Here is a 26107-nt window from a genome sequence, read left to right as displayed (position 1 = left end):
ATGAAATCGGCTCTAGCGAGCTTCATCACCGTGGTGGCCCTTGGCATCGTCTTGATGTTCGCGCTGCCCCACACGACCGACATGTTCGGCCTGATGCAGATGACGGTCTTCGTCGTCATGGCGATCTTCGCGCTCAGCCAGGGCTTCATCTGGGGCTATGGCGGCATCATGTCGTTCGGCCAGGCGGCGTTTTTCGGCCTGGGCGGCTATACCTACGCGGTGGCGGCCATCAATTTCGGCGACAGCACGGGTGCGGTGGCCCTGGCCATCATCGTCCCGGGCCTGTTTGCGGCGCTTCTTGGTTATTTCATGTTCTATGGCCGGATCAGCGATGCCTATATCGGCGTAATCACGCTGACCGTTACGGTCATCCTCTTCAACCTGATCAATGCCACGTCGGGCGATTGGTACACGATTGGCAATGCACCGCTTGGCGGCTTCAACGGCATGCCCTCGGTGCCGACCTTGAACATGCCGGGGGATCCTTCGACGATCCTCGACCCCGAGCAACTCTGGTATGTAACGATCGCCACGCTGATCCTGGTCTATGTGCTCTTGCGCGGGATTCTGGCCTCGCGGCTGGGCCGCGTCATCGTCGCCATCCGCGAGAACGAAACACGCGCCACCCTGATCGGTTACGACCCGCGCCTCTATAAGCTGATCACCTTCATCATCGGGGCGATGATCGCCGGCATCGGCGGCTGCCTCTATACCAACTGGGGCGCCTTCATCAGCCCGACCGTCTTCGCTCTCGCAATGTCGGCGCAGGTCATCATCTACGTGCTGGTGGGCGGCCTTGGCACTCTGCTCGGGCCCATCCTCGGTGCCGTGCTCATCCAGTGGCTGATCTCTTTCGCCGGCTCGCAAAGCGCCGTCGACAGCAATCTTGTCCTAGGCGTCGTCCTCGTCGCCTTCGTCCTTCTGGTCCCGCAGGGCCTGGTGCCGGTGGTGCGCGACACGATCACCGGCTTCTGGCAGCGGCGTGCTGGCACCGGGAGCGAAGAACAGAAGCAGACGACACGCGGCGCGGAGGTGCGCTCATGAGCACGTCTTCCGTGCCGCTTCTCGAGGCCAAGGGCCTGACGATGCGCTTTGGCGGCGTCACCGCCAATGAGGACGTCAATTTTCTCCTCCGCGAGGTGGAGCTGCGCTGCCTGATCGGTCCGAACGGCGCCGGCAAGAGCACCTTCTTCAAGATGCTGACCGGCCAGCTCACCCCCTCCGAGGGCAAGGTGTTCTTTCGCGGTCAGGACATCACGGGCGCGAAATCGCACGAGATCGCCAGGCACGGCATCGGCATCAAGACGCAGATCCCCAACGTCTTCAACGGGCTCTCCGTGCACGAGAACATCTTCGTCGCCGCCGCTCGCAACAAATCGATGCAGCAGACCAAGCGTATCGCGAGCGCGACGCTGGAACGCCTGGGGCTGACCGGCATCGCCCACCGGATCGTGGGCCAGTTGGCGCACGGCCAGCGCCAATGGGTCGAGATCGGCACCGTCCTGGCGCAGGAGCCCGAGCTCATCCTCCTGGACGAGCCGGCGGCGGGCATGACGCACGAGGAGATCGTGCGGACGGCCGAGCTCATCCGCGAGATCAACAAGACGCAGGCGATCATCGTCGTTGAGCACGACATGCAGTTCATCCGCATGATCGCCAAGACGGTGACGGTGTTCAACCAGGGCCGCATCCTGATCGAGGACGATGTCGACGTCGTCCTTGCCGATCAGCGCGTGCGCGACGTCTATCTGGGAAAGCAGGCGGCATGACGATGCTGGAAGTCTCCGGTCTCCGCTCCGGCTATGGCCGCATCCCGATCCTGGCTGGCGTCGATTTCAAGGTCGAGGCCGGTGGTTTCGTCGGCATTCTCGGCCATAACGGCATGGGCAAGACGACCCTCCTACGCACGCTGATGGGCTATCTGCCGGCAACCGGCGGCCATGTGAAGCTGAAGGGCAAGGACATCACCAAGGCCTCGCCCTATGTCCGCGCGCGCGCGGGCATCGGCTTCGTGCCGCAGGGCCGCGAGATCTTCCCGGCCCTCAGCGTCCTCGAGAATCTCCGCATGGGCTGCCTGCTGGCCAAGACCAACGAGAAGCAGACGATCGAGCAGGTGCTGGAGGAGTTCCCCCGCCTGAAGCGCCTCCTGGATCGCAATGGCGGGGCGCTCTCCGGCGGCGAGCAGCAGCTCCTGGCCCTGGCCCGCTGCCTTTGCGGCGATCCCAAGCTGATCCTTCTGGATGAGCCGACCGAGGGCATCCAGCCCTCGATCATCGAGGAGATGATCGAGACGCTCTTGAACCTGCGCCAAAGCCGCGACCTCACCATGGTGCTGGTCGAGCAGAAGCTCAATTTCATCGCCGCGCTCTCGCAGCGCATCCTCATCATTCAGAAAGGCCGGATCACCCGCGAGGTGCCGCCTGAGGCGATCGCCGACCCCTCGATGCTCGAGGAATTTGTCGGCATCGAGGCCTGAGCGTCGTCGCCCGATCCAGCCAGCATGTCCCATTTAGGGATCAAGGAAGACCATGCCCGTACAACGCCCCACCCGCGAGCAGCTGGCCGAGATCGTGGCCGATCTCGGCATGGAACTCACCGAGGAGCGCCTGGATGCGTTTCTCGGTCTGATGGAGGCCTCGATCGCCTCCTACGACGTCGTCGACGCGTTGCCCGACGACAAGCCCGTCGTCACCTATCCAAGGACGCCCGGCTACCAGCCGGGTGCCGATGAGAATCCCAACAATGCCTGGTATGTGAAGAGCACGATCCAGGGCGCCGCCAACGGGCCGCTCAAGGGCAAGACCGTGGCCGTCAAGGACAATGTCCAGGTGGCGGGCGTACCCATGATGAATGGCTCGGCCACGCTGGAGGGCTTCGTGCCCGATCAGGACGCCACCATCATCACCCGCATGCTGGATGCCGGGGCCACCATCCTTGGCAAGTCAACCTGCGAGTGCTTTTGCCTCTCGGGCGGCAGCCACACCTCGGCCACGGGGGCCGTCCATAACCCGCACAAGCGCGGCTACTCGGCCGGCGGCTCCTCCTCGGGCAGCGGCGCGCTCCTGGCGATGGGCGAGGTCGACCTCGCCATTGGCGGCGACCAGGGCGGCTCGATCCGCATGCCGGCCTCGTTCTGCGGCGTCTACGGCATGAAGCCCACCTGGGGCCTCGTTCCCTATACGGGCGTCATGCCGATCGAGCTTACCATCGACCATACCGGGCCGATGAGCCAAAACGTCGCCGACAATGCGCTGCTGCTCGAGGTCCTGGCCGGCCCGGACGGCCTCGACCCCCGTCAGGCCAACCCCAAGGTCGATGCCTATACCAAGGCGCTGGGCAAGGGCGTGAAGGGCCTGAAGATCGGCATCGTCAAGGAAGGCTTTGGCTGGGAGGTCTCCGAGGCCGCCGTCGACAAGAAGATCTTGGCGGCGGCCGACCGGCTGCGCCAGCTGGGTGCCGAGGTTTCGGATATCTCGATCCCCATGCACCGTATCGGCAAGGACATCTGGGCACCGATCGGCCTGGAGGGCCTGACGATGCAGATGATGCATGGCAACGGCATGGGCTTCAACTGGAAGGGCCAGTACTCGACAGCCCTCCTCGATGCGCACGCCGCCTGGCGCGACCGGGCGAACGACCTTTCCGACACGCTCAAGATCTCGATGTTCACGGGCGAATACTTCACGCGCCATTATCGCGGCCGCTATTACGCCAAGGCGCAAAACCAGATGCGTGTCCTGAAAGCCGCCTATGACAAGGCGCTGGGCGAATGCGACCTTCTCTTGATGCCGACCACGCCCATGAAGGCCACGCCCATCCCGGCCCCCGACGCGCCTCTGGCCGAGTATCTGCAGCGCGCCTTCGAGATGCTCGCCAATACCAGTCCCTTCGACATCACGGGCCATCCGGCCATGTCCCTGCCCTGCGGCATGATCGACGGCCTGCCTGCCGGCCTGATGCTGATCGGCAAGCATTTCGCCGAATCCACCATCTACCAGGCCGCCCACGCCTTCGAACAAGCCGGCGACTGGAAGGGATTCTGAGGGGGTAATCAGCCGATCGCGACGCCGGGGGGCAAACGGCCTTTCGGCGCGGGCGCGTGTTGTACTGCCAGCGCGCGTTTAGACTGCTATCCATTCACGATCGCAGCCGATTTTTTCCTCTGCAGCCGGATATGCCGCCCATGGCCACGCACCACATGCGGCACAGGAAATTCGCACGGTGCAAGGTCTAGACCGGTCATGCGGAAAGATCGCCCAGCGTAGTAGTGCCACGCGGCGTTCAAATAGGGCTCCGCGTAAAACATCTAGTACAAAACGATCGATAAAAAATAGGATTTATTTTACTGTTACTACCTTGGCGTTATCTAAACATGGTAAATGCCGAGGTCCCAATCGCGGCCGCAGCCGACGATTTGCCAATGGCGCTCCTGGTGCCAGGGCATCAGGCTGCGCTGCGCATGGGATTTATGAACTGAAGGCCGGCGAAGTCCTTTTCGTTGTCCGTCACCACCGTACAATCGTTTGCGCCGGCGAATGTGCCGGCCCTCTAAGACGAAATCCTTAGCGATGCCCCGATGGTGGCAGTCGCGGCGGTGGACCATGGGTGCCAGGACTGGTAGCCCCGGGCGAGCGCGGGATAAAACGCAGCCCGCCCAGTTGGAGCCCCTCATGCCGCTTGTCGATCCCGCCCGCTTTCTTGCCTGCTTCAACACCTTCTCGGCGATCGGTGGCCTGCCGAATGGCGGGCTGGATCGCCCGACCCTCTCCGATGCCGACAAGGCCGCGCGCGACCTGCTGGCGGAGATCTTCAAGGCAGAGGGCTTCCGGCTCATGGTCGATGCCATCGGCAATATGTTCGGCATCCTCGATCTCGCCGGCGAGGATGCACCCGCGATCATGACCGGCTCGCACCTGGACAGCCAGCCCACGGCCGGCCGCTTCGATGGCCAGCTGGGCGTCGTCGCCGGCCTCCAGGCCGCCATCGCCGTGCGCGACGCCTGCAAGCGGGGCGAGATCCTGCCCACCCACAATCTGGTGGTCGTCAACTGGACCAACGAGGAAGGGGCCCGCTTCCAGCCGAGCCTCCTGGGCTCGGGCGTCTATACCGGCCAGCGCACGCTGGAGGAGTCGCTGCGGCCCCGGGACCAGGACGGCCGGAGCGTCGCTGAGGAGCTGGCCCGCATCGCCTATGCCGGCAGCGATGCCGACTTGCCCTTCCCGGCCGCCTATCTGGAGCTCCATATCGAGCAATCGACGGTCATGGAGAAGAGCGGCCAGCGCCTTGGCGCCTTCATCGACCAATGGGGCGCCTTCAAGTTCCAGGTGGCCTTCCATGGCCGCCAGGCCCATACCGGCCCCACCGCCATGGAGGATCGCCGGGATGCCATGCTGGCGGCCGGCCACCTGATCACCGCCGTCCGGGGTCTCTACGAGGCGGCGGCCGGCACGCTCTATACCTCGGTGGCGCGGTTGGAGATCGACCCCAATTCGCCCAACACCGTCCCCTCCCTCGTGATCGCCCATGTCGAATTGCGCTCGCCCGATGCCGCCATCCTCGAGACCGCCGAAGCCGGCCTGATGCGCGCCATCGAGGTCGCGGCCGAGGCGGCCGGCGTGACCTTCGAGCTTCGCCGCGCCGAGCGCCGCGGCATCCGCCAGTTCAGCCAGGATCTCTTCGCCCTGGCCGAGCGCGAGGCCGCCGCCATGGGCGAACGCTTCGCCCGCCTGCACTGCGCCACGGCGCATGACGGCAGCATGATGACCCTGCTCGGCCCTGCACTCGTGCTCACCATCCCCTGTCGCGACGGCATCACCCACCACCCTGACGAATTCGCCAGCGACGCGGACATGGTCCTGGGCACCGAGCATCTGGCCCGCATGCTAAGCGTACTGGTGACCGACTGATCGCGCGTCGTCCAGCACGAGACGGCAGCCATCCGATCCGCGACCACGACACCTCGACAGAAGAACGGCCCGGTATCGACGCGGGCCGTCCCAGGCAAAGCCGTTCCCGGCCAAGGGAAGGCGTCTGACTTTTCAGCTTGACTTAGGCTTTTGCTCCTAATATCCTGTTCGCCATGGACTGGATAAACCGTCTCGCTCCCAAGCCGCCCCGGCGCCGCTATCCCTTCTGGGCCAGGCGTGATCGGCGGCGGTCGGCGCAGGCTTTGGCGAGTGGGCGCAGTACCGAGCAGGTGGCGCTGATCAATCGCCAGCCGGTCATGGAGGTCGAGAAGCTCTTGCGGGACGAGGAGTTCCAGGAACTCCTCCGGCATTACCGGTCGATCGCCGACCTCTCTTATGACGAGCGTGTGGCCAGAATGGCCCCCATCGCCCTTCAGATCCTGAAGATGGGACTGGAGACGGGCGACCTGCGGGTCGCCATGTTCGTCCTTTACGAACAGAACCGGGGGCGCGATCCGGCGCGGCGACTGGCCGCGCATGCCGTGCGCCGCATCGAGGCGCAGGCGGAGGATACCCGGCCAGTGCGCGATCTTGAGGCAAGACGGAAGCCCGTCCCGGACCCGGCAAACGAGGCCTTCTCGACGTCGACGCAACCGCGCGGCGGCACCTGGAATCATTGCGCCGCCGTGCACGAGACGGAAGAGCAGGCCCAGACCCTGGCAATTGGCGATCTGCGTCGCGTCCGGCAGGCCAGCCTGGCCGTCAGATTGACCGCCGAGGCCGAGCGCGTGGGCACCGGCCTTGGCGATTTTCGCCACCTGGCCACGCCCGAGGCAGCGCGGGCGCTGACGCTGGAAGCCGCCGCGCGCGGCGTGGCCCGATATTATCATGAGCGCCCGGCGCAAAGCATGGCGGCGGCGGAGCGTCTCGAAGCCGCCCGCCGCCTGGGTTTTCCCCGCCCCGCCATACCCGAAACCCCGCCACCCCGAGGCACCCGCCCCCCGCGCTGACGCCGCCGGCCCACGCCAACTCCCGAAACGATCAGGTCCAGGATGTCCGGTGCATCCTGGCCGCTGGAAGCGCTTTCCCCATGCCGGCTAGGGGGGCCCGGGCATTGATGATAGCAGTCGGGGGTTGGACCGGGAGCGGGTCGACACGTCTAAGAAGATCGGCAATTGTTGCCCAAATTATAGGCATATAATTGGGCGAGCCGCGGCGCCGCGCCGGCCTCGGTCGGGATGGCGCGCTCCTTGCGTGGCCCAAGAAGTGGCGAACGACGACGAAGAAGAGCATCGCTGGCATTCGTTCAAGGCCTTGATCGGCTGACGGAACTAGCGCCAGGGTTGAGAATTCGCATTGCCGCCGCCGACCGGATGGCCCCAGGCCGACGGTTGGCAAGGAAGGGTTGCAGGAGAAATCAATTGGCCACGCTTGACGTCGTGCATGTGCTTGGAAGCAGGCTCGATCCGGACCTCGCCGAAAAGTTGCACGGTTTGAGCCATCACGGCACGATCCGGTATCTGGAGCTGGAGACGGCTGATACCGCAAGGCGCCGCCTCCGGGCGACGACGGCGGATGGTCTCGATGTAGGCATCATGCTGCCGCGCGAGGAGCGGCTTTTCGACGGCGCCGTCTTGCACATGGACGAAGAGAGCGCCCTCGTGGTGCGCGTCAGAGGGGAGCGCTGGCTGGTGCTGATGCCATCCTCTGTGCCCGAGGCGCTGGAGCTCGGCTATCACGCGGGCAACCTTCATTGGCGCGTGCGTTTCGACGAGGGTCGCCTCCTGGTGGCGCTGGAAGCGCCGGCCGCTGACTATCTCGCAAGGCTCGGGCACTTGGCGGCGCATGTGCCGCATCATGTCGAGGGGCCGGACGAGCGGCGTGAGGTGTCCTGATGCAGGCGCTCTTGCACATGCTCTGGCAGAGCGACAGCGCCTTCCCTTCCGGCGCCTTCGCCTTCTCCCATGGGCTCGAAGGAGCGCTTGGGGTCAAGGAGGACTGGAGCATCCACCGTATAGCCGCCCTCTTCGCGACGATCCTCAGGCATCGCTGGTCGACGGCGGACCGGGTCATTCTCGTTCAGGCGCACCGACACGCCGATGATCGGCGGCGGCTGGCGGCGATCGACCGTCAGTTCGAGGCAGCTTCGCTGACCGAGCCGCTCCGGGTGGGCAGTCGGCGCCAGGGCCGGGCCTTTCTCACATCGCACGCCAGGCTGCGCTCGCCCGGCGCGCCGGCACTCAAGGAAGCGCTCGACCGCAAGGAGATCCTGGGCCACCTGCCGGTCCTCCAGGGCGCCATCTGGCGGCAACTCGGCATGGATGAGCGCCAGGCCTCGCTGGCGGCGGGCTATGCCGCCTTGAGCAGCCTTGCGAGCGTGGCCACACGGCTTGGTCGGCTGGGTGCGATCCAGGCGCACGCCATCGTCCGTGACTTGCTGCCGGTTTTGGACCAGACCGTGGCCCAGCCCGTCGGCGATGACGCCATGCCCTCGAGCTTCGTGCCCTGGCTCGAGATCATGGCGTTGGAACACGCGCAGGCCGACCTTCGCCTCTTCGTCAATTGACCCTCGCCCCCCTGGGAGCCTTGCCTTGCTGCTGACACCGACCGAGCTCGAACGGCTCACGATCTTCACGGCCGCCGAGCTGGCGCGCAAACGGCGAGCCAAGGGGCTGAAGCTGAACCATCCCGAGGCCGTGGCCCTCATCACGGACGAGATCCTCGAAGGTGCGAGGGAAGGCAGGAGCGTGGCCGAGCTCATGGGGCTGGGCTCGCGTATCCTCGGCGCCGACGATGTCATGCAGGGTGTGCCGGCGATGATCCCCATCCTTCAGGTGGAATGCGTCTTTCCGGATGGAACCAAACTCGTCACCGTGCACGAGCCCATCCGGCCGGCCGAAGGAAGCGTGGCCGATCCGATCGAGCCCGGCCGGATCGAGGCCGCCCTGGGCGAGGTCGAGCTCAGCGCCGGGCGGCGAAGAGTAAGCCTTTGCGTGGTCAATACCGGCGACCGACCGGTGCAGATCGGCTCGCATTTCCATTTCTTCGAGGTCAACAAGGCCCTCGATTTCGACCGCGCCCAGGCGTTCGGCATGCGCCTCGACGTCGCCGCCGGGACCGCCATGCGCTTCGAGCCCGGCCAGACCAAGGAAGTAACGCTCGTGACCTTCGGCGGCCGGCAGGAAGTAGGTGGGCTCAACAATCTGACGAACGGTGGCGTTGGCGATCCCGAGCGGAAGAAGGCAGCACTGGCCCGCGCCGTGGCGGGCGGCTTCAAGGGCGCCGTGCGCGAAGGGGACGCCTGATGGTCGTGATCTCGCGCGCCGCCTACGCCTCGCTCTATGGACCGACGACCGGCGATTCCGTCCGCTTGGGCGACACCTCGCTGAGGGCGGTGGTCGAGCATGACCATGCCGTCTATGGCGATGAATGCCTGCATGGCGGCGGCAAGACGCTGCGCGACGGCCTGGGCCTCGCGGCCGGCCTGACATCGAAGGATGGCGTCCTCGACCTCCTCCTTTGCAACGTGCTCGTGATCGATCCGATCCTTGGCATCGTCAAGGGCGATCTCGGCTGCAAGGATGGCCGCATCGTGGGCTTCGGCAAGGCCGGCAATCCCGCCATCATGGACGGCGTCGATCCGAGGCTGATCGTCGGCGCGGCCACGACGGTACGCGACTGCGAGGGCCTGATCGCCACGCCGGGTGCCATCGACGTGCATGTGCATTTCGATTCCGCCGCTCTGCCCGACCATGCGATCGCCAGCGGCGTGACCACGATGATCGGCGGCTCGCTCGGGCCGATCACCGTCGGCATCGATTCGGGCGGCCCCTTCAACACCGCGCGCATGCTTCAGGCGGCCGAGGCCTGGCCGGTCAATTTCGGCTTTCTCGGCCGGGGCAACAGCCATCTGCCGGATTCGCTGCCCGAGCAGCTGGAAACGGGCTGCCTGGGGCTCAAGATCCACGAGGACTGGGGCGCCATGCCGGCTGCGATCGACACCTGCCTCAAGGTGGCGGACGAGCTGGACTTCCAGGTGCAGCTCCACACCGACACGCTGAACGAATCGGGGTTTCTTGAGGATACGCTGGCGGCCATCGGCGGCCGCACCATCCACATGTACCACACCGAGGGTGCGGGCGGCGGCCATGCGCCCGACATCATCAAGGTGGCCGGCATCGCCAATTGCCTGCCCTCGTCGACCAACCCGACCAATCCCTACACGGTCAACACGTTCGACGAGCATCTCGACATGACGATGGTCTGTCATCATCTCAATCCCGCTATTCCCGAGGACGTGGCCTTCGCCGAGAGCCGCATCAGGGCGCAGACCATCGCTGCCGAGGACATTCTCCACGATATCGGCGCCATCTCGATGCTGGGCTCCGACAGTCAGGGCATGGGGCGCATCCACGAGGTCGTCTGCCGGACCTGGCAGCTGGCCTCCAAGATGAAGGATCAGCGCGGCACCCTGCCGGAAGACGTGCCGGGCATGGGCGACAATGCCAGGATCAAGCGCTACATCGCCAAATACACGATCAACGCGGCGCGCACTTTCGGCATCGCCGACCATGTGGGCTCGCTTGAGGACGGCAAGCTCGCCGACATCGTCATCTGGCGGCCGGCGTTCTTCGGCATCAAGCCTGAGCTCGTCGTCAAAGGCGGCTTTATCGCGTATGGCGCCATGGGCGATTCGGCGGCCTCGCTCATGACCTGCGAGCCCATCCTCCTGCGGCCGCAATGGGGCGCCTTCGGCTTGGCCAAGCAGGCACTCTCCTCCTGCTTCGTGCATCCAAGGGCGATCGCGCGCGGCCTGAGGGAGGAACTGGGCTTACGAAAATCGTTCCTGCCGGCCAGCGGCACGCGCGGCCTTGGCAAGAACGACATGCATCTGAACGATGCCTGCCCCGATATTCGCGTCGATGCCCAGACATTCGACGTTTTCATCGACGGGGCCCTTGCGACCTGCGCGCCGGCCGATACCCTGCCCTTGGCCCAGCGCTATATGTTGAGATGACCATGCAGTCGATCGAGCTCTCGAACGAAGCCCCCACGGCGGCACCGGCTGCTGCCCGGATCGGGATCGGCGGCCCGGTCGGCTGCGGCAAGACCGCGCTGATTGAGCGCCTCATCCCCGTCCTGCAGCGGCGCGGCATCAATTTCGCCGTCGTCACCAACGATCTGGTCACCAAGGAGGACGCGCTGCGCCTGCAGCGCTCCGGGCTCATCGATCCCACGAGGGTCAGTGCCGTCGAGGCCGGCGCCTGCCCGCATACGGTCATTCGCGAGGATCCGACCCTCAATATCGCGGCCGGCGACGAGATGGAGCGCCTTCATCCGGGGCTGGAGCTCGTCATCTTCGAATCGGGCGGCGACAATCTGGCCTCGACCTATTCGCTGGACCTCGTCGACTGGTGGATGTTCGTGATCGACGTGGCGGGCGGCGACGACATTCCAAGGAAGCGCGGTCCGGGCGTGCTGCGCTCCGATCTCCTGGTCGTCAACAAGGTCGACCTGGCGCCGCATGTGGGCGTCGATCTCGACCAGATGCTGGCCGATGCGAGGTCGGTGCGCAATGGCCGCCCGGTCTTGGCAACCAACGCGCGCACGGGCCAGGCCATCGAGGAGCTGGCCGACATCATCCTGCACGCCGTCCTCCTGGAGCGATGAATGGCCCGGTGGCGCTGAGCCGCAGGGCGACCCTTGCGGAGGCGCGCCTCGTCTTCGCAGAGGCGGGCGGCCGCACTCGGCTGACCCTCCAGCATATCCCCTACCCGTTCCACATAACCCGGCCCTTCCATCTGGGCGACGGGCCGGCAGGGATGGCGACGCTCTATCTGCAATCCTCCTCGGGCGGCATCTATCGCGACGACAGGCTCAGCTTCGACCTCGAGGTGAAGCCGGGTGCCGCTGCCCATGTGACGACCCAGGCCTCGACCATCGTCCACGACACCAAGGGCGGCTGGGCCGGCCTGGATATCCGCCTGCGCGTCGGCAAGGGCGCCTTCCTCATCCTGGCGCAGGACCCGCTCGTTCTTTTTCCAGAGGCGGCGATGCGCAGCCACCTGGACCTCGTCATCGACCCCGAGGCCAGCGTCATCCTGGCCGATGGCGCCGGCACACACGATCCCATGGGCAAGGCCGGCCGATTTGCCCGCCTGGACTGGAAGACCTGCGTACGCTCGCCGGCGGAGGATCTGCTGATGCTGGACTGCTGGCGAGTCGACGGCCAGGACTTTGCCGACCAGGACGGCCCGCTGCACGGCCAGGGCGGCGTCGGTACGGTCACCATCCTCACCCGCAAGCCCCTGGACGCACGCGGCCTGGAAGCCGGCCTGCGCGGCATGGGCTGTCAGGCCGCCGCCTCTGCCCTGCCCCACGCCGCCGGTCTGGTCCTGCGCCTCTTGGGGCCGGATGGCGGGTTCATCGCGAGCGCCCTGGACACCGCGGTCCGCGCGGCCGCGGCGCTGCTGGGCAGCCCCCTGGCGCCGAGGCGCAAGTGAAACGATCGCCTTAGAAGGCCAAAAGGTTGTCGCGGAACTGGTCGTGGCTATAGGCCTTGCGGACCACGCCCAGGCGCTGCAAGGCCGGAACTAGCCCGTCGGCCACCTCGGCCACGCTGCGGCGATTGGTATTGGGCGGCGAGAAAAGGAAACCGTCACCGCCCGACTGCTCCATGACCTCGCTCATCTGCAAGGCGATCTGCTCGGGCGTGCCGACCAGATCGATCGCCTCGCCCGCCGCGTTGAAGTCCGAGAGGGCCTGACGCAGCGTGCGTCTGCCCGCAAAGGCGATGAACTCCTCCAAGAGCTGCTGGTGGCCGTTGGTCGTGAGCGGCGGGACCGGCTGGTCGAGATCAAGCGTCGAAAAGTCGATATTGGTGATCTTGCTGAGGAAGGCCAAGCGCTGCTGGATGCTGTCGGCATCCTGCTCGGAGCGGCGCTTCTTCTCGATCAGCGCCTCCTCCTCGGTGCCGCCAATGATGGGGGCGATCAGGAAGAGGAGCTTGATCGTGCTCGGATCCCGACCGGCCTCGATGGCCCGGTGGACGAGATCGGCCTTGTAGTCGCGCATGGCATCGACGCCGCGCACGCTGGCGACGATCGTATCGGCGTGCCTGGCGGCGAAGGCGCGACCGCGCGGCGAACCGCCGGCCTGGGCGATCACCGGCTGGCCCTGCGGCGAGGGCCCCGAATTGAGCGGCCCGCGGGAGGCGTAATACTTGCCCTTGAAGTCGATCTGCCTGACCTTGGTATGATCGATCAGCGTGCGGCTCTCCGCATCGGCGACGATGGCGCCGGGCTCCCAGGAGGCCCAGAGCTGCTTGACGCAGTCGATATACTCATCGGCCATGTCGTAGCGCAGATCGTGCTGCGGTAGGGCATCCAGGCCGTAATTCTTGGCGGCGAAGTCGGAACTGCCGGTCACCATGTTCCAGCCCATGCGGCCGGCCGAGATCTGGTCCAGGCTGGAGATGAGCCTCGCCACCAGATAGGGATGGTGGGTGAAGGTGGCCAGCGTCGGCACGATGCCGATGCGAGAGGTCGCCTGGGCCAGCAAGGTGGCGGTGATCGCCGGATCCTGACGCGGCACCGAAATGCCGTTCTTCAAATAGATCTCGCGCGAATTGTTCCAGGCCTCGCCCACATAGGAACTGTCCTCGATCAGGACATAGTCGAACTTCGCCCGCTCAAGCGACTTTGCGAGCTCCATGAAGAAGCTGGGAAACATCCAGTCGTCAGCGATATTGCCCGTCCAGGGCTGATTCCAGGACTGGATGCTCGATCCCTGCAGGAACCAGCCGAGGTGAAAGCACTTCGCCATCGATCATCTCCAAACCGACGGGCGTGACCCGGCCCGTCGCCCTCGCTTATACGCTCGTTTAGCGTTTCGTCGTGCCAGAGCAAAATCCATACCGGCGGCCGGTCTGGCCTGACGTTTGCTCTAAGTGCACCAACAGCGGCCGCATCATGGCGGCCAAGACGATGGATCGATTGGATCTTCGCCAGTGTATGATTTCTTCTTCGTCCTGATACCGCGCCATATGCCCTATCTCCTCGAAGGGGCGCTGGTGACGCTCGAACTCTCGATCACCAGCATGGCGTTCGCCCTCGTCCTGGGTATCCTGGTGGCGCTTGGCAGGTTGAGCGACAGAGCCCTGCTGGCGCGACCGCTCGATGCCTATGTCGAGATCTGGCGCGACGTGCCGCTCGTCGTCCAGCTTCTCGTCATCTACTTCACGCTGCCGCAGATCGGCATCAGGCTGCCCGGTTTTTGGGCGGGCGTCCTCGGCCTCAGCCTCAATCTCGGGGCCTATCTCTCCGAGGTCTTCAGGGCTGCCATCACCTCGATCGACGACGGGCAGCGCGAGGCCGGCCTCTCGATCGGCATGTCCCGGACGATGATCTATTCGCGCGTCATCCTGCCCCAGGCCTTAAGGATCGCCCTGCCGACCGTGGGCGGCTATTTCATCTCGCTCTTGAAGGATTCCTCGCTCGTCTCCTTCATCGCCGTCAACGAATTGCTCCGCCATGGCACGATCGTCATCTCCAGCACCTTCAGGAGCATGGAGATCTATCTGATGGTGGCGATGATCTATTTCGTTATGAGCTTCACGGCCTCGCGTCTCGTGGCCAGGCTCGAATTCATCCTCACGCCCAAGCATCTGCGCCGCAATGTCCCGACGGTGGCCCCCACCCCGCTCGACGCCCTGCCGGCCGCGCACACCAGCACGAGCACGCCATGAGCCAGCCCCATTCTGCCCAAGAGGATCTCATCACCGTCCGCCAACTGCGCAAGGCCTACGGCGCGACCTATGTGCTCAAGGGTGTGGATCTCAAGGTCAAGCGCGGCGAGGTGAGCTTCATCATCGGCCCCTCGGGCGGCGGCAAGTCGACGCTCCTTCGCTGCCTCAACTTTCTCGTCAAGCCGTCTGGCGGCGAGATCATCTTTGGCGACCGGCGCCTTTGCCACGAAGATGGCAACACCTTCCACGTCGTCCCCGAACGCGAGTTGCGTGACGCGCGAAGCCGGATGCCGATGGTCTTCCAGCACTTCAATCTGTTCAACCACCGCACCGTGCTCGAGAACGTCATCGAGGGCCCGACGCGGGTGCAAAAGCGCAACAAGGAAGAAGCCATCGCCGAGGCGCGCGTCATTCTCGACAAAGTGGGCCTGCTCGAGCGTCAGGATTTCTATCCCGACCAGCTCTCTGGCGGCCAAAAGCAGCGCGTCGCCATCGCCCGGGCCATGGCCATGCGACCGCAACTCATCCTCTTCGACGAGCCGACCTCGGCCCTCGATCCGGAGCTGGTCTCGGGCATCCTGGACACTATCCGTCAGCTGGCCGTGGAAGGCATGACCATGGTGGTGGTCAGCCACGAGATGAAGTTCGCGCGTCGCCTGGCGGATCGCGTCCATTTCGTGGCCGAGGGCATCGTCGTCGAATCGGGCACGCCCGAGCGTGTCTTCGATGCGCCGGAGAGCGACCGCCTGAAGGGCTTCATCAGCTCGATCCTGCATTGATCGCTGTCGCACCGAGCGAGGGTCGGCGCGACCGGGGCCGGATCGAGCGACGAGGGGACGCGGACGGCGCAGGCGTCTCCTCGAGCACCCGCGACGTCGAAGCGGACCCGAAGCGGGATGCGGTCAATGTGGGGCAGCGCTGAAAGGGAATGCCCCAAGCCCAGGCGCGCCACGTGCTGGGCCGCCCGCAGGCAGGCGGTGAACGTGATCTGGCCTCGTCGGCTCGTCCATCTGGCGCCAGCGCCCGGCCTGGAGCGAGCCGATAGGCCGATGCACGCGACGGCATGGCGCCGCCGCGTGCAGGCGCTTGATCCCGAGCATCATGGCCGGGGGACGACCCGCGCGCTGGCGCTAGCCCTCGCAGCCGTCCTTGCGACGTTCGGCCAACCCTTCGGGCGTCAATTCGGTCCGGCCGGCGCCGAACCGGCTAGCGGCGAAGTTGGCGACCGCCGCGAGTTCCGTATCTGAGTAGCCCTTGGCGAAGGACGGCATGAACATGGGACCGTCCGGACTCTGCAGATGCGAGCCACAAAGCAGCACGCCCGCGATATTGGCGCCGGTCGGATCGCTCAGCGCCCGGTCGCCGATCAGGGCGGCATAGGGCGTTTGCAGACCCTGCCCGCTCCAGGCGTGGCAGCCGGCGCAGGCCTGCGCGAAGACCCGCTGGCCGGTCGCCTCGTCATTGGCCGGCGCCGCTGCGGCATAGATCGAGGGCGGTGCCGCGCGCGGAATGGCGGGCGTGCCGCTATCGACCGGCGGCACGCTCTTGAGATAGATGGCAATGGCCTTGAGGTCGGCGTCGGTCAGATAGCGCAGGCTGTAGCTGACGACCTCGGCCATCGAGCCCGCCGCCGCACCATGACCCTCGGCAAAGCCGTTCTTGAGGTAGGCCGCAAGATCCTCTTCCGTCCAGCCGCCGATACCGGTCTTGACGTCCGAGGTGATATTATAGGCCTGCCACCCCTGGATCTCGGCGCCGCCCAGCTCCATCGAACTCTTTCTGGCCTGAGCGATATTGCGCGGTGTGTGGCACTCGCCACAATGGCCCGGGCCCTGCACGAGATAGGCGCCGCGATTCCATTCGGCCGACTTGGCCGGATCGGGCGCGAAGCGGCTGTCGGAGTTGAAGACCAGATTCCAGCCCCACATCAGCCAGCGCTGATTGAAAGGAAAGCTGACCTCGTTCTCCGGCGGCCGCGTGCTCACGGGCTCGAGGGTCGCCAGATAGGCCCGGATTGCCAAGACGTCCTCGCGCGGCATTAGCGTGTAGGACGTGTAGGGGAAGGCCGGATAGAGGTGCGAGCCGTCCTTGGCGATGCCCTCATGCAGGGCACGCACGAACTCCTCGTCCGTCCAGTCGCCGATACCAGCTGTCTTGTCGGGCGTGATGTTGGGCGAATAGATCGTGCCGATCGGCAGGCTGAAGGCACGCCCGCCCGCGAAGGGTTTGCCGCCGGGTGCGGTGTGGCAGACGACGCAGTCGGCGGCCTTGGTCAGGTAGTCGCCCTTGGCGACCAGGTCATCGTCGGCCCGCGCCGAGGCGGCCTGTGCCGCCAGGCAAAGGAGGCTGAGGGCCAAGACGGCCCCCCGGGTAAAGATGCTCATCGCATGATCCTCAGGCTGGCGCTCAGGCGGCGCCGAGATCGACGGGGCTGAGCGGCAGCTTGCGCAGGCGCTTGCCCGTGGCGGCGAAGACGGCGTTGGCCAGGGCCGGGAAGGCGGCCGTGGTCCCGGTCTCGCCGATGCCGCCCGGCTCCGCCTCGCTGGCAACGACATGGATGTCGATGACGGGCGCCTCGTCGATGCGCATCATGCGGTAATCATTGAAATTATTCTGCTGGACCCGTCCCCCCTCGATTGTGATCTGGCCATACATCGCGGCCGTCAGGCCGAAGATCAGCCCGCCTTCCATCTGCGCCCTGACCGTGTCCGGATTGACCACGAAGCCGCAATCGATCGCCATGGTGGCCTTGTGCACGCGGATGAGGCCACCCTCCCCGACCGATGCCTCGATGACGAGCCCCACATAGGAGCCGAAGGCCAGTTGCAGCGACAGGCCGCGGCCGACACCGGCCGGTGCCGCCGAGGACCAGCCGGATTTGTCGGCCAGGAGCTGGAGAACCGCCTTGGCGCGCGGGTCCTTCTCCAGGAGCGGCAGGCGGAAGGCCACCGGGTCCTGCTTGGCCGCATGCGCCAGCTCGTCCATGAAGCTCTCGACGACAAAGACATTGTGCGCCGGGCCGACACCGCGCCACCAGGAGATCGGCATTGGCGCCGGATCCCAGCGCACATAGTCCACGCGCTGGGCCGGGAAGGCATAGGGCGTCTCGACGGCACCCTCGACCGCGTCCGGATCGACCTTGTCGGCCGGCCAGCCGCCCATATAGGAATTATAGACCGAGGCGCCCGTCACCTTATGCTGCCAGGAAACGATCCTGCCCTGGCCGTCCAGTCCGGCGCGCAGCTGGTCGTAGTAGTAAGGCCGATAGGTGTCGTGCTGGATATCCTGCTCGCGCGACCAGACGAGCTTGATGGGGAAGTCGACCTGGCGGGCAAAGGCGGCCGTCTGGCCCACATACTCGGCCTCGAGGCGCCGGCCGAAGCCACCGCCGATCAGATAATTGTGGATCGTCACCTTGTCCTCGGCCAGGCCCGCGCCCTTGGCTGCCAGCATGCGCGCACGGGTCGGCACCTGCGTGCCGACCCAGACGTCGCAGACCCCGTCCTTCACCTGGACGGTGCAGTTGATGGGCTCCATCGGCGCGTGGCTGAGGAAAGGCAGCTGGTAGGTGGCCTCGAGCTTTGTCGCCGCCTTGCCATAAGCGCCGGGCGCATCATTCTGGTCGTGTGCCACGAGGCCGTCGGACTGGGCGGCCTTGGCCATGGAGCCGACCAAGACCTCCATGCTCATGTCCTTGAAGGCGCCGCCGTCCCAGACCGGGGCTGCCGCCTGCATGCCCTGGATGGCGGCCCACATATGGTCGCCGACGACGGCCACGGCATCGTCGAGCTTCAGAACATGGCTGACACCCGGCACGGCCAGGGCCGCCGCCTCGTCGACCGATTTCAGCTTGCCGCCGAAGACGGGGCAGCTCGCGACCGTGCCGATCTTCATCCCCGGCAGGCGCACATCGATGCCGTAGACGGTCTTGCCCCTCACCTTGTCGGGGGTGTCCAGCCGCTTCAGGGACTTGCCGATCAGGCGGAATTGATCGGTGGCCTTGAGGGTAATCGCGCTTGGCACGGGCAGTGCCATGGCCGCCGCTGCCAGTTCGCCATAGCCGGCCATCCGCCCGCTGGCGGCATGCGAGACCGAACCGTTCGAGGTGATGCACTCGCCGGGTGGAACGCCCCAGGAGCCGGCAGCGGCCTCGATCAGCATCTGCCTCGCGGCCGCGCCGGTTCGCCGAAGAGGCAGGAACCAGGCGCGGATCGAGGTCGAGCCGCCCGTCATCTGCATGCCGATCAAGGCATTGGCGTAGAGTTTCTCGTCAGGGGGTGCCGCCACCAGCGAGACACGCTCGAGGCCGACGTCGAGTTCCTCGGCCAAGAGGGCGGCCTCGGCCGTGTAGATGCCTTGGCCCATCTCGGTCGAGGGGATGATCATCGTCACGAGGCCATCCTCGTCGATGCGCAGGAAAGCCGACGGCGGTTCGATCGGCGGCGGCGTGCCCGCCGCCTGCGCCCATGTCTTGGTCACCCTGGGCATCAAGGCGCCGAGGACAAGGCCGCCGCCCAGGAGGGCGCTCCCTTTGAAGATGGCGCGACGCGAAAGGGCATGACGCCCCACGGGTGGCGCGGCTTCGAGGCGCGGGCTCAAAGCGTGGCCGCCTTCTTGATGGCGGCCCGGATGCGGGGATAGGTGCCGCAGCGACAGATATTGCCCGCCATGCCGGCATCGATGTCGGCGTCGCTGGGGTTCGGATTAGCGGCAAGAAGGGCTACCGCCGACATGATCTGACCGGACTGACAATAGCCACACTGGACGACCTCCAGGTCGAGCCATGCGGCCTGCACCCGCTGGCCCACCGGCGTATCGCCGATCTTCTCGATCGTGGTGATCTCGCCCTCGGCGGCCATCGCCAGCGGGGTGACGCAGGAGCGGATCGCCTGACCGTCCAGGTGCACCGTACAGGCACCGCATTGGGCGATGCCGCAGCCGAATTTGCTGCCGGTCATGCCAAGCACGTCCCTCAGGACCCAGAGCAGTGGCATGTCGTCGGGTGCGTCGACCTGCTGCACCTCGCCGTTGATCTTCAGCGCTGTCATCACATTCAGCCTCGTTGATATCCACGACCGTCCAGCCGAGAAGCCAGTGGCCTGGGACTATTTCCTACAATCAGTCTTGAAGAGATATAGCTTTTGCGTCGCTCCAGGCGAACGCCGGCCGCAACTCGCATCCGCGGCTTTTCTACCAAAGCGCGATGTCGCGCCTTTCATGCAGCGTGGTGAAACACTATGGATATCACGCGATAATCGACGATAGGCGACACACTTGCTGCACTGCTTATCAGCGTCCTGAATGATCCTTAGGGTTGATATCGAGGTTGGCGTGCAGCGCCTTTAAATATCAACCAAAAGACTTTCCCTTGGACAGGATATCTCGAATTCGAGATCGTCGAGGGCTCGCTCTTTGCCGTCTCCTCGACCGGTGCTTCCGAGACGATCAATAGCGCATCGAACTATTTCAAGGTCTATGGCACCAGAGGATACATGCCCCACAATTCCCTCACCGCCGATGTGTCGCTGGCATCCGTCGTCCTCACCTATTCGCCCTGACCCGCCAGACATACTCCGCCAACCTCGCCGCCTAGGCGCCCCACGAGGGCGATGCCTGCTGGTTTCGTTCGATCTGAGCATCACGCCCGGCCGCCGCCACGCTTGCTTTGGTCGCACCGACTTTGACGGCTCTGGGCTATCTGGGGCTGCGACGACGAGACGACTCTAGAAATCCGACACTCGCCGCTTCCTGCTTTCATCGTGCAAAAGGGCCGGCTGTTCCAGGTGGCCCTTTTGCTGTTCATCACACCATAGCGGCCGGCAAATGTCGTTTCATCTCCATGAAATTTCCTGCGGTCCGATCGGAGCCCGTTGAAATCCTTGCGAAGCAAGACGGCTTATGTTCATCCTCGTGAAATAAAATCGGATGGACGGGGACTATGGCTGCACCGAGCGCATCGAACGCCAGCGGTTTAGAATGGACGCTTCCGGCGTCGATGTATCGCGATCCCGAGCTCTACGCGCGCGAGCAGCAGCAGATCTTCGCGCGGAACTGGATGCTCTTCTCCTGGTCGGAGCGGCTGCCGAAGCAAGGCGACTATGTGACCGGCACGCTCGCAGGCTATCCGATCTTCGTCATCCGCGACGATGCCGGCAAGGTGCGCGCCTTCCACAATGTCTGCCGACATCGGGGCGCCCGGCTCCTGACCGAAGAGAGTGGCCACTGTGCCAAACGCGTGACCTGCCCCTATCACAGTTGGACCTATGGCCGTGACGGAAGGCTGGCCAAGGCCACGGATTTTGGTGGCGAGGTCCAATTCGATGCCGAGGCCTGGAGCCTCTACGAGCTTGATGCCGAGGAATGGCGCGGGCTCGTCTTCCTCCGATTGACGCGCGGCGGCCCCTCGCTGATCGACTGGCTGGGGCCGATCCACACCATGGCCGCCGACTATCCGCTCGACCAGCAGCATTACTTCATGTCGAAGGATCGCGACTGCGATGTCGACTGGAAGACCTATGGCGAGAACTATCTCGAATGCTATCATTGCCGGACGATGCATCCCGGCCTCTGCCTTGCCATGGATATCGAGCAATACCGGGTCGACGTCCACCAGGAGCAGAAATTCTTTCATCTGCATGCGCCAAGGCGCGAAGGCGGCCTGACGCGAGGTCTCTACTTCTACCGCTTCCCGTTCTTGATGCTGAACCTTTACGACTGGGGCAGCTCGATCGCCACGATCGAGCCGCTGGGCCCCGGTCGCATCCGCCACATCAACTGGTATTTCTTCAACGACGTCTCGCCCGCGAAAGCCCAGGAGAACCGGCGCTCAGCCGAATGGTCGGCGCAGATCATCACCGAGGATCTGGACATCATCACTGGCGTGCAGGCCAACCTCAATGCCGGCATCTATGAGCGGGGCCCGCTCTCTCCGCGCTACGAGGCCTCGGTGAAGGCCTTCCAGGCCATGGTGATGGACGAGCTCGAACCCAAGCCCGCCTGGCCGATCGCCGCTGAATAAGCGCGCCGAAGCACGCGCCTTCGGGGCTGGCGTTTTTCACTCAAGCGACGGGATCTTGAAGAAACATGAGCACGGCCGCATCGGCTGGGGCAACCCAGAGCCGCTACGATGCCATCGTCATCGGGGCGGGGCATAACGGCCTCGTCTGTGCCAACTATCTGGCGAGGGCGGGCAAGAAGATCTTGATCCTCGAGGGCCGCGACGTCATCGGCGGGGCGGCGGTGACGGAGGAAATCGCTCCCGGCTTTCGCGCCTCGATCTTCTCCTACCTGATGAGTCTCCTCCACCCCCGGATCATCCGCGACTTCGAGCTGGCGCGGCACGGGCTCGAGGTCCTTCCCTGCTCCGACATGGTCTCGCCGCTAGGCGGGGAGGATTACATCCTCTTCTCCGACAATCACGCCCGGACGCAGGCGAGCTTCAAGCGTTTCTCGCCGCATGATGCCGAAATCTATCCCGAGTTCGACCGCTATCTGCAGGAGGCGGCGACGATCGTCCGCAAGCTCCTTTGGGAAACACCCGTCGATCCGGCCAGGCGCGACTGGAAGACCTTCAAGGACGGTGCCTCCCTGCTGTGGCGCTACCGCAAGGTCGGCCGGAAGATGTACCGCATCGCCGACATGCTGACGATGAGTGCCTACGACTTCCTCAAGGAGTGGTTCGAGGACGACCGCATCATGGCGGTCCTTGCCTATTACGCCTCGATCGGCACGTTCGCCGGGCCAAAGACGCCGGGCTCGGCCTACGTCATCATGCACCACATCATGGGCGAGCACGAAGGGGCCGGCGGCTGGGGCTTCATCAAGGGCGGCATGGGCTCGATCACAACGGCCCTGGCCGCCTCGGCCCGCGAGAAGGGCGTGGAGATCAAGACCGGTGCCAGGATCGCCGAGGTGCGCGTCAGCAACGGGCGGGCGACCGGCGTCCTCACCACCAAGGGCGACGACTACCAAGCACCGATCATCATCTCCAACGCCAACGCCAAGTCCCTCTACCTGGACATGGTGGGCGAGGCGCACCTGCCAGCCGAGGTCTTGCGCGAGATCAGGAATTATCGCTGCTTCTCGACCGCCTTCAAGATGAACATCGCCTGCGAGCGGCCGCCGCAATACCGGATGCTGGACCGTGTGCGGCGCGAGGGGGCACTGGGCAGTTTCAGCTATCCCACCTACATGCACATCGCCCCCGACATCGACTATCTCGAGCGGGCCTATGACGATGCCAAGCATGGCTGGTACTCCTCCAGGCCCTTCATCACCCCGGTCGTGCCGACCATGGTGGACACGACGCTGGCACCTCCAGGCAAGCACGTCGTCAACCTTTTTGGCGGCCACGCACCCTATGAATTGAAAGGCGGCGACTGGGCCACCGAGAAAGACACATTCAAGAAGATCGTCTTCGATTCGATCGAAGAATACGCGCCGGGATTTTCCAGCGACGTCATCAATGCGCAGTTTTTGCTGCCCCCCGACATCGAGAACATCGTCAGCCTGCCGCAGGGCCACATCTTCCACGGCGAACTCGCGAGCGACCAGCTCTTCTTTCAGCGCCCGATCTCGGGCTATGCGGATTACCGCACGCCCATCAAAGGGCTCTATGTCTGCGGTTCGTCGATGCACCCGGGTGGCGGCGTCTCGGGTATTCCCGGCCACAATGCCGCGCGCGAGATCCTGCGTGACGTCAAGGCCAGGCGCGCATGAACGACGATGGCAGCCCCGACTGGGAGGGTGATGGCCAGGCTCTGGACCCGGCCTCTGATCCCGTAGCCCTTCTGGGTCCGCAGATTCGCGATCTGCGTCAGCAGCGGCTCATGACGCTCTCAAAGCTATCATCCCTCTGCGAAATGTCGCTCGGTCATCTAAGCCAGGTCGAACGCGGCATCTCCACGCCCTCGATCCGCCAGCTCCAGGCGATCGCCTCTGCCCTTGGCGTCACGATCGGCTGGTTCTTCCGCCATGAGGCCAGCCTGCCACCGGCGGAGGACGAGCCCTTCATCGTCAGGGCCGGACGGCGGCGCGTCCTCAAGATGGAGGGGCTGGGCCTGAAGGACGAGCTTCTGGTCCCCGACCTCGATCGCACGCTCGAGCTCCTGCTCTGCACCATCCAGCCGGGTGCCGGCAGCAAAGAGAGCTACGACCACGAGGGCGAGGAAGCCGGGCTTATCCTCGAGGGCTTGCTGGAGCTTTGGATCGAGGACCGGCTGCACATCCTGGAGGCCGGCGACAGCTTCGCCTTCGAGAGCACCCGGCCGCATCGCTATCGCAACCCGGGCACGGTGCCGACCCGGGTGGTCTGGGCGATCACCCCGCCCAGCTTTTGACCTTTGGGCCCGGTCCTGCCAGCCATGTCGGGGCCGCCCTCGTGTAACTCTCCGACTGAATTCTGCCATGACCGTCCGTACCGATTTTCCCCGCGCTGTCCGCACCATCGAGAACATGTGGATCCCGCTCAGCGACGGCTGCCGGCTGGCGGCCCGCCTCTGGCTGCCCGAGGATGCCCTCGAAGATCCCGTACCAGCGGTGCTCGAATACCTGCCCTATCGCAAGCGCGACGGGACCGTCTGGCGCGATGCGCTGCAGCATCCCTACATGGCCGGCTTCGGCTATGGCTGCGTGCGGGTCGACATGCGCGGCAACGGCGATTCCGACGGCATCATGCTGGATGAATATCTCAAGCAGGAGCAGGACGACGCCCTGGAGGTGATCGCGTGGCTGGCGGCCCAGCCCTGGTGCACCGGCGCGGTCGGCATGATGGGCATTTCCTGGGGTGGCTTCAACGGCCTGCAGGTGGCAGCCAGGCGGCCGCCCGCCCTCAAGGCCATCATCACGCTCTGCTCGACCGTCGATCGCTTCGCCGAAGACATCCACTATAAAGGCGGCTGCCTCCTGAACGAAAATCTGGGTTGGGCCGCCACCATGCTGGCCTATTCCTCGCGGCCACCCGATCCGGCCTTGGTGGGCGATCGCTGGCGGGCGATGTGGCTGGACCGCCTCGAGAATGAGAGCATCCTCCTCGACACGTGGATGCGTCACCAGACGCGCGACGCCTATTGGCGCCATGGCTCGGTCTGCGAGGATTATGCTGCCATCGAGGCCGCGACGCTGGCGGTCGGCGGCTGGAACGATTCCTACAAGAACGCCGTGCCGGCCCTGGTCCAGAACCTGAAGGCGCCGGCCAAGGGCATCATCGGCCCCTGGATCCATAAATATCCGGAATTCGCGGCACCCGAGCCTCGCATCGGCTTCCTGCAGGAGGCTGTGCGCTGGTGGGATCGCTGGCTGAAGGGCGTGGCGAACGGTGCCGAGGACGACCCGGCCTATCGGGTCTTCATGATGGACAGCGAGCCGCCCAAGGGCTTCTACGCCAAGCGGGCCGGTGAATGGGTGGCGGAGCCGGCCTTGCCCTCGCCGGGCGTGGCCCCCCTGGCCATGACGCTGGGCCGGGGCACACTGGCGACGACGGCGCCAGCCGACCAGCCGGACCTCTCGATCCGCTCGCCGCAGGATTGCGGTATGGCCAGCGGCGAGTACTGCGCCATCTGGCTGGGGCCCGAGCTTCCCCTCGACCAGCGGGAAGACGATGCCGGCTCGCTCTGCTTCGATACCAAACCGCTGCCCGAACCCCTGGCGATCATGGGCCGGGCCCGGGTCAGGCTCGCCATCGCCAGCGACAAGGCCGCGGCCTTCGTGGCCGTCCGGCTCTGCGATGTGGCACCGGACGGCGCCTCGGCCAGGATCACCTACGGCATCCTCAATCTCTGCCACGCCAGGAGCCACGCCGCTCCCGAACCCCTGGAGCCAGGGCGGGTCTACGACGTCGAGCTGCTCCTGGACGAGGTGGCCTACAAGCTGGCGGCCGGGCACCGGCTGCGCCTGGCGGTCTCCAGTGCCTACTGGCCGATGATCTGGCCCTCTCCCGAGCGTGCCACCTTGACCGTCACGACGGCGCGCTCGGGCCTGGACCTGCCCCTGCGCGTGGCGACCAGCCTGCCGGCTCCCACCTTCGCGCCACCCGAGACCGCCACCCCCTGGGCCGCGACGACTCTGCGCCAGGCGAGCCATGTGCGGCGCTTCGAGCGGGACGTCGTGGCAGGCCGCAGCCGGCTCGTGATCGAGGATGATTTCGGTGCGGTGCGGGATGATGCGCACGGCCTGGTAACCGACGAGGTGGCGCGCGAGACCTGGGAGATCGGCGCCGACGATCCGCTCACCGCCGAGGGTCGCGCGCATTGGAGCGAGCGGCTGGCGCGCGACGGTTGGGAGATCAGGACCGAGACCTACAGTAGCCTAAGAGCGGATCGCGATGCCTTCCACGTCCGGGCACGGATCGAGGCCTATGAGGGCGACCGCCTCGTGTATGAGCGGGACCATGAGGCCAGAATACCGAGGGAATTGATCTGACCGCGCCCGGGGCCGGGCAGGTCGGTCGGAATGCCGC

The 26107-nt window shown here is 65.4% G+C and carries 22 protein-coding genes and 1 pseudogene; 18 read left to right on the top strand and 5 right to left on the bottom strand.

Features of this window, described 5'->3' with window-relative positions; genetic code table 11:
* The 4 genes from CFB17_RS18400 to CFB17_RS18385 are packed head-to-tail and all read left to right on the top strand — an operon-like array spanning position 1 to position 4043.
* Entirely contained in the window at positions 1-1044 is a 1044-nt protein-coding gene (locus CFB17_RS18400; RefSeq protein ID WP_088563041.1) for an ABC transporter permease subunit, read from the top strand.
* Positions 1041-1769, top strand: coding sequence for an ATP-binding cassette domain-containing protein (locus tag CFB17_RS18395; RefSeq protein ID WP_088563040.1), 729 nt, complete (start codon positions 1041-1043; stop codon positions 1767-1769). The genes CFB17_RS18400 and CFB17_RS18395 overlap by 4 nt, the downstream gene beginning before the upstream one ends.
* Entirely contained in the window at positions 1766-2476 is a 711-nt protein-coding gene (locus CFB17_RS18390) for an ABC transporter ATP-binding protein (RefSeq protein ID WP_088563039.1), read from the top strand. The genes CFB17_RS18395 and CFB17_RS18390 overlap by 4 nt, the downstream gene beginning before the upstream one ends.
* Positions 2477-2528: 52 nt before the next feature.
* Positions 2529-4043 carry an amidase gene (locus tag CFB17_RS18385; RefSeq protein ID WP_088563038.1) on the top strand — a complete coding sequence of 505 codons (1515 nt, stop codon included), beginning with the start codon at positions 2529-2531 and terminating at the stop codon, positions 4041-4043.
* Positions 4044-4443: 400 nt separating this feature from the next.
* On the opposite strand, the pseudogene CFB17_RS20010 reads toward CFB17_RS18385, so the two are convergent.
* Positions 4444-4533: pseudogene (locus CFB17_RS20010) on the bottom strand (VapC toxin family PIN domain ribonuclease); the annotation flags it as partial.
* Between the two features lie 137 nt (positions 4534-4670).
* Between CFB17_RS20010 and CFB17_RS18375 the strand changes: the two are divergent.
* The 8 genes from CFB17_RS18375 (at position 4671) to CFB17_RS18340 (ending at position 12409) form a co-directional block, all read left to right on the top strand.
* Positions 4671-5906: a Zn-dependent hydrolase gene (locus CFB17_RS18375; protein WP_088563060.1), complete on the top strand. Its 1236-nt coding sequence runs from the start codon at positions 4671-4673 to the stop codon at positions 5904-5906.
* 173 nt (positions 5907-6079) lie between these two features.
* Positions 6080-6916, top strand: coding sequence for a hypothetical protein (locus CFB17_RS18370; protein ID WP_088563037.1), 837 nt, complete (start codon positions 6080-6082; stop codon positions 6914-6916).
* A gap of 411 nt (positions 6917-7327) precedes the next feature.
* Entirely contained in the window at positions 7328-7801 is a 474-nt protein-coding gene (gene ureE, locus CFB17_RS18365; protein ID WP_207762181.1) for an urease accessory protein UreE, read from the top strand.
* Positions 7801-8472 carry an urease accessory protein UreF gene (locus tag CFB17_RS18360; protein WP_207762180.1) on the top strand — a complete coding sequence of 224 codons (672 nt, stop codon included), beginning with the start codon at positions 7801-7803 and terminating at the stop codon, positions 8470-8472. The genes ureE and CFB17_RS18360 overlap by 1 nt, the downstream gene beginning before the upstream one ends.
* Before the next feature lie 25 nt (positions 8473-8497).
* A complete protein-coding gene (locus CFB17_RS19735) occupies positions 8498-9211 on the top strand; it encodes an urease subunit gamma (RefSeq protein ID WP_088563035.1) in 714 nt (237 codons plus the stop codon).
* A complete protein-coding gene (gene ureC / locus CFB17_RS18350) occupies positions 9211-10923 on the top strand; it encodes an urease subunit alpha (protein ID WP_088563034.1) in 1713 nt (570 codons plus the stop codon). The genes CFB17_RS19735 and ureC overlap by 1 nt, the downstream gene beginning before the upstream one ends.
* Before the next feature lie 2 nt (positions 10924-10925).
* Positions 10926-11576, top strand: coding sequence for an urease accessory protein UreG (gene ureG / locus CFB17_RS18345; RefSeq protein ID WP_088563033.1), 651 nt, complete (start codon positions 10926-10928; stop codon positions 11574-11576).
* Positions 11577-11584: 8 nt separating this feature from the next.
* Positions 11585-12409: an urease accessory protein UreD gene (locus tag CFB17_RS18340; protein WP_165769708.1), complete on the top strand. Its 825-nt coding sequence runs from the start codon at positions 11585-11587 to the stop codon at positions 12407-12409.
* Positions 12410-12419: 10 nt separating this feature from the next.
* Here the strand turns inward: CFB17_RS18340 and CFB17_RS18335 are convergent, their stop codons facing one another.
* Positions 12420-13730, bottom strand: coding sequence for an NtaA/DmoA family FMN-dependent monooxygenase (locus CFB17_RS18335; RefSeq protein ID WP_088563031.1), 1311 nt, complete (start codon positions 13728-13730; stop codon positions 12420-12422).
* Between the two features lie 184 nt (positions 13731-13914).
* Here CFB17_RS18335 and CFB17_RS18330 point away from each other — a divergent pair, with 184 nt between their 5' ends.
* Both CFB17_RS18330 and CFB17_RS18325 read left to right on the top strand, forming a co-directional pair.
* Positions 13915-14652, top strand: coding sequence for an amino acid ABC transporter permease (locus CFB17_RS18330; protein ID WP_088563030.1), 738 nt, complete (start codon positions 13915-13917; stop codon positions 14650-14652).
* Entirely contained in the window at positions 14649-15431 is a 783-nt protein-coding gene (locus CFB17_RS18325) for an amino acid ABC transporter ATP-binding protein (RefSeq protein ID WP_088563029.1), read from the top strand. Before CFB17_RS18330 ends, CFB17_RS18325 begins: the two co-directional genes overlap by 4 nt.
* Positions 15432-15782: 351 nt before the next feature.
* Here CFB17_RS18325 and CFB17_RS18320 read toward each other — a convergent pair whose 3' ends face one another.
* The 3 genes from CFB17_RS18320 to CFB17_RS18310 are packed head-to-tail and all read right to left on the bottom strand — an operon-like array spanning position 15783 to position 19700.
* Entirely contained in the window at positions 15783-17036 is a 1254-nt protein-coding gene (locus CFB17_RS18320; protein WP_088563028.1) for a c-type cytochrome, read from the bottom strand.
* Between the two features lie 22 nt (positions 17037-17058).
* Complete coding sequence (locus tag CFB17_RS18315) at positions 17059-19251, bottom strand: xanthine dehydrogenase family protein molybdopterin-binding subunit (RefSeq protein ID WP_243389952.1); 2193 nt, start codon at positions 19249-19251, stop codon at positions 17059-17061.
* Positions 19248-19700: a (2Fe-2S)-binding protein gene (locus tag CFB17_RS18310; RefSeq protein WP_088563027.1), complete on the bottom strand. Its 453-nt coding sequence runs from the start codon at positions 19698-19700 to the stop codon at positions 19248-19250. Before CFB17_RS18310 ends, CFB17_RS18315 begins: the two co-directional genes overlap by 4 nt.
* A gap of 890 nt (positions 19701-20590) precedes the next feature.
* Between CFB17_RS18310 and CFB17_RS18305 the strand changes: the two genes are divergently transcribed.
* The 4 genes from CFB17_RS18305 (at position 20591) to CFB17_RS18290 (ending at position 26070) form a co-directional block, all read left to right on the top strand.
* Positions 20591-21670 (top strand): aromatic ring-hydroxylating oxygenase subunit alpha, encoded by a 1080-nt coding sequence (locus CFB17_RS18305; protein ID WP_088563026.1) that lies wholly within the window; start codon positions 20591-20593, stop codon positions 21668-21670.
* Between the two features lie 65 nt (positions 21671-21735).
* Entirely contained in the window at positions 21736-23370 is a 1635-nt protein-coding gene (locus CFB17_RS18300) for a phytoene desaturase family protein (protein ID WP_088563025.1), read from the top strand.
* Positions 23367-23990, top strand: coding sequence for a cupin domain-containing protein (locus CFB17_RS18295; RefSeq protein WP_088563024.1), 624 nt, complete (start codon positions 23367-23369; stop codon positions 23988-23990). Before CFB17_RS18300 ends, CFB17_RS18295 begins: the two co-directional genes overlap by 4 nt.
* A 67-nt stretch (positions 23991-24057) precedes the next feature.
* Positions 24058-26070, top strand: coding sequence for a CocE/NonD family hydrolase (locus tag CFB17_RS18290; protein ID WP_088563023.1), 2013 nt, complete (start codon positions 24058-24060; stop codon positions 26068-26070).
* Positions 26071-26107: the final 37 nt, after the last annotated feature.

Origin of the sequence: Arboricoccus pini (genome assembly GCF_900187945.1) — a bacterium.
Lineage (GTDB): Bacteria > Pseudomonadota > Alphaproteobacteria > Geminicoccales > Geminicoccaceae > Arboricoccus > Arboricoccus pini.
The sequence above is the reverse complement of the archived record's forward strand: the minus strand, read 5'-3'. Positions and strand labels throughout refer to the sequence as shown.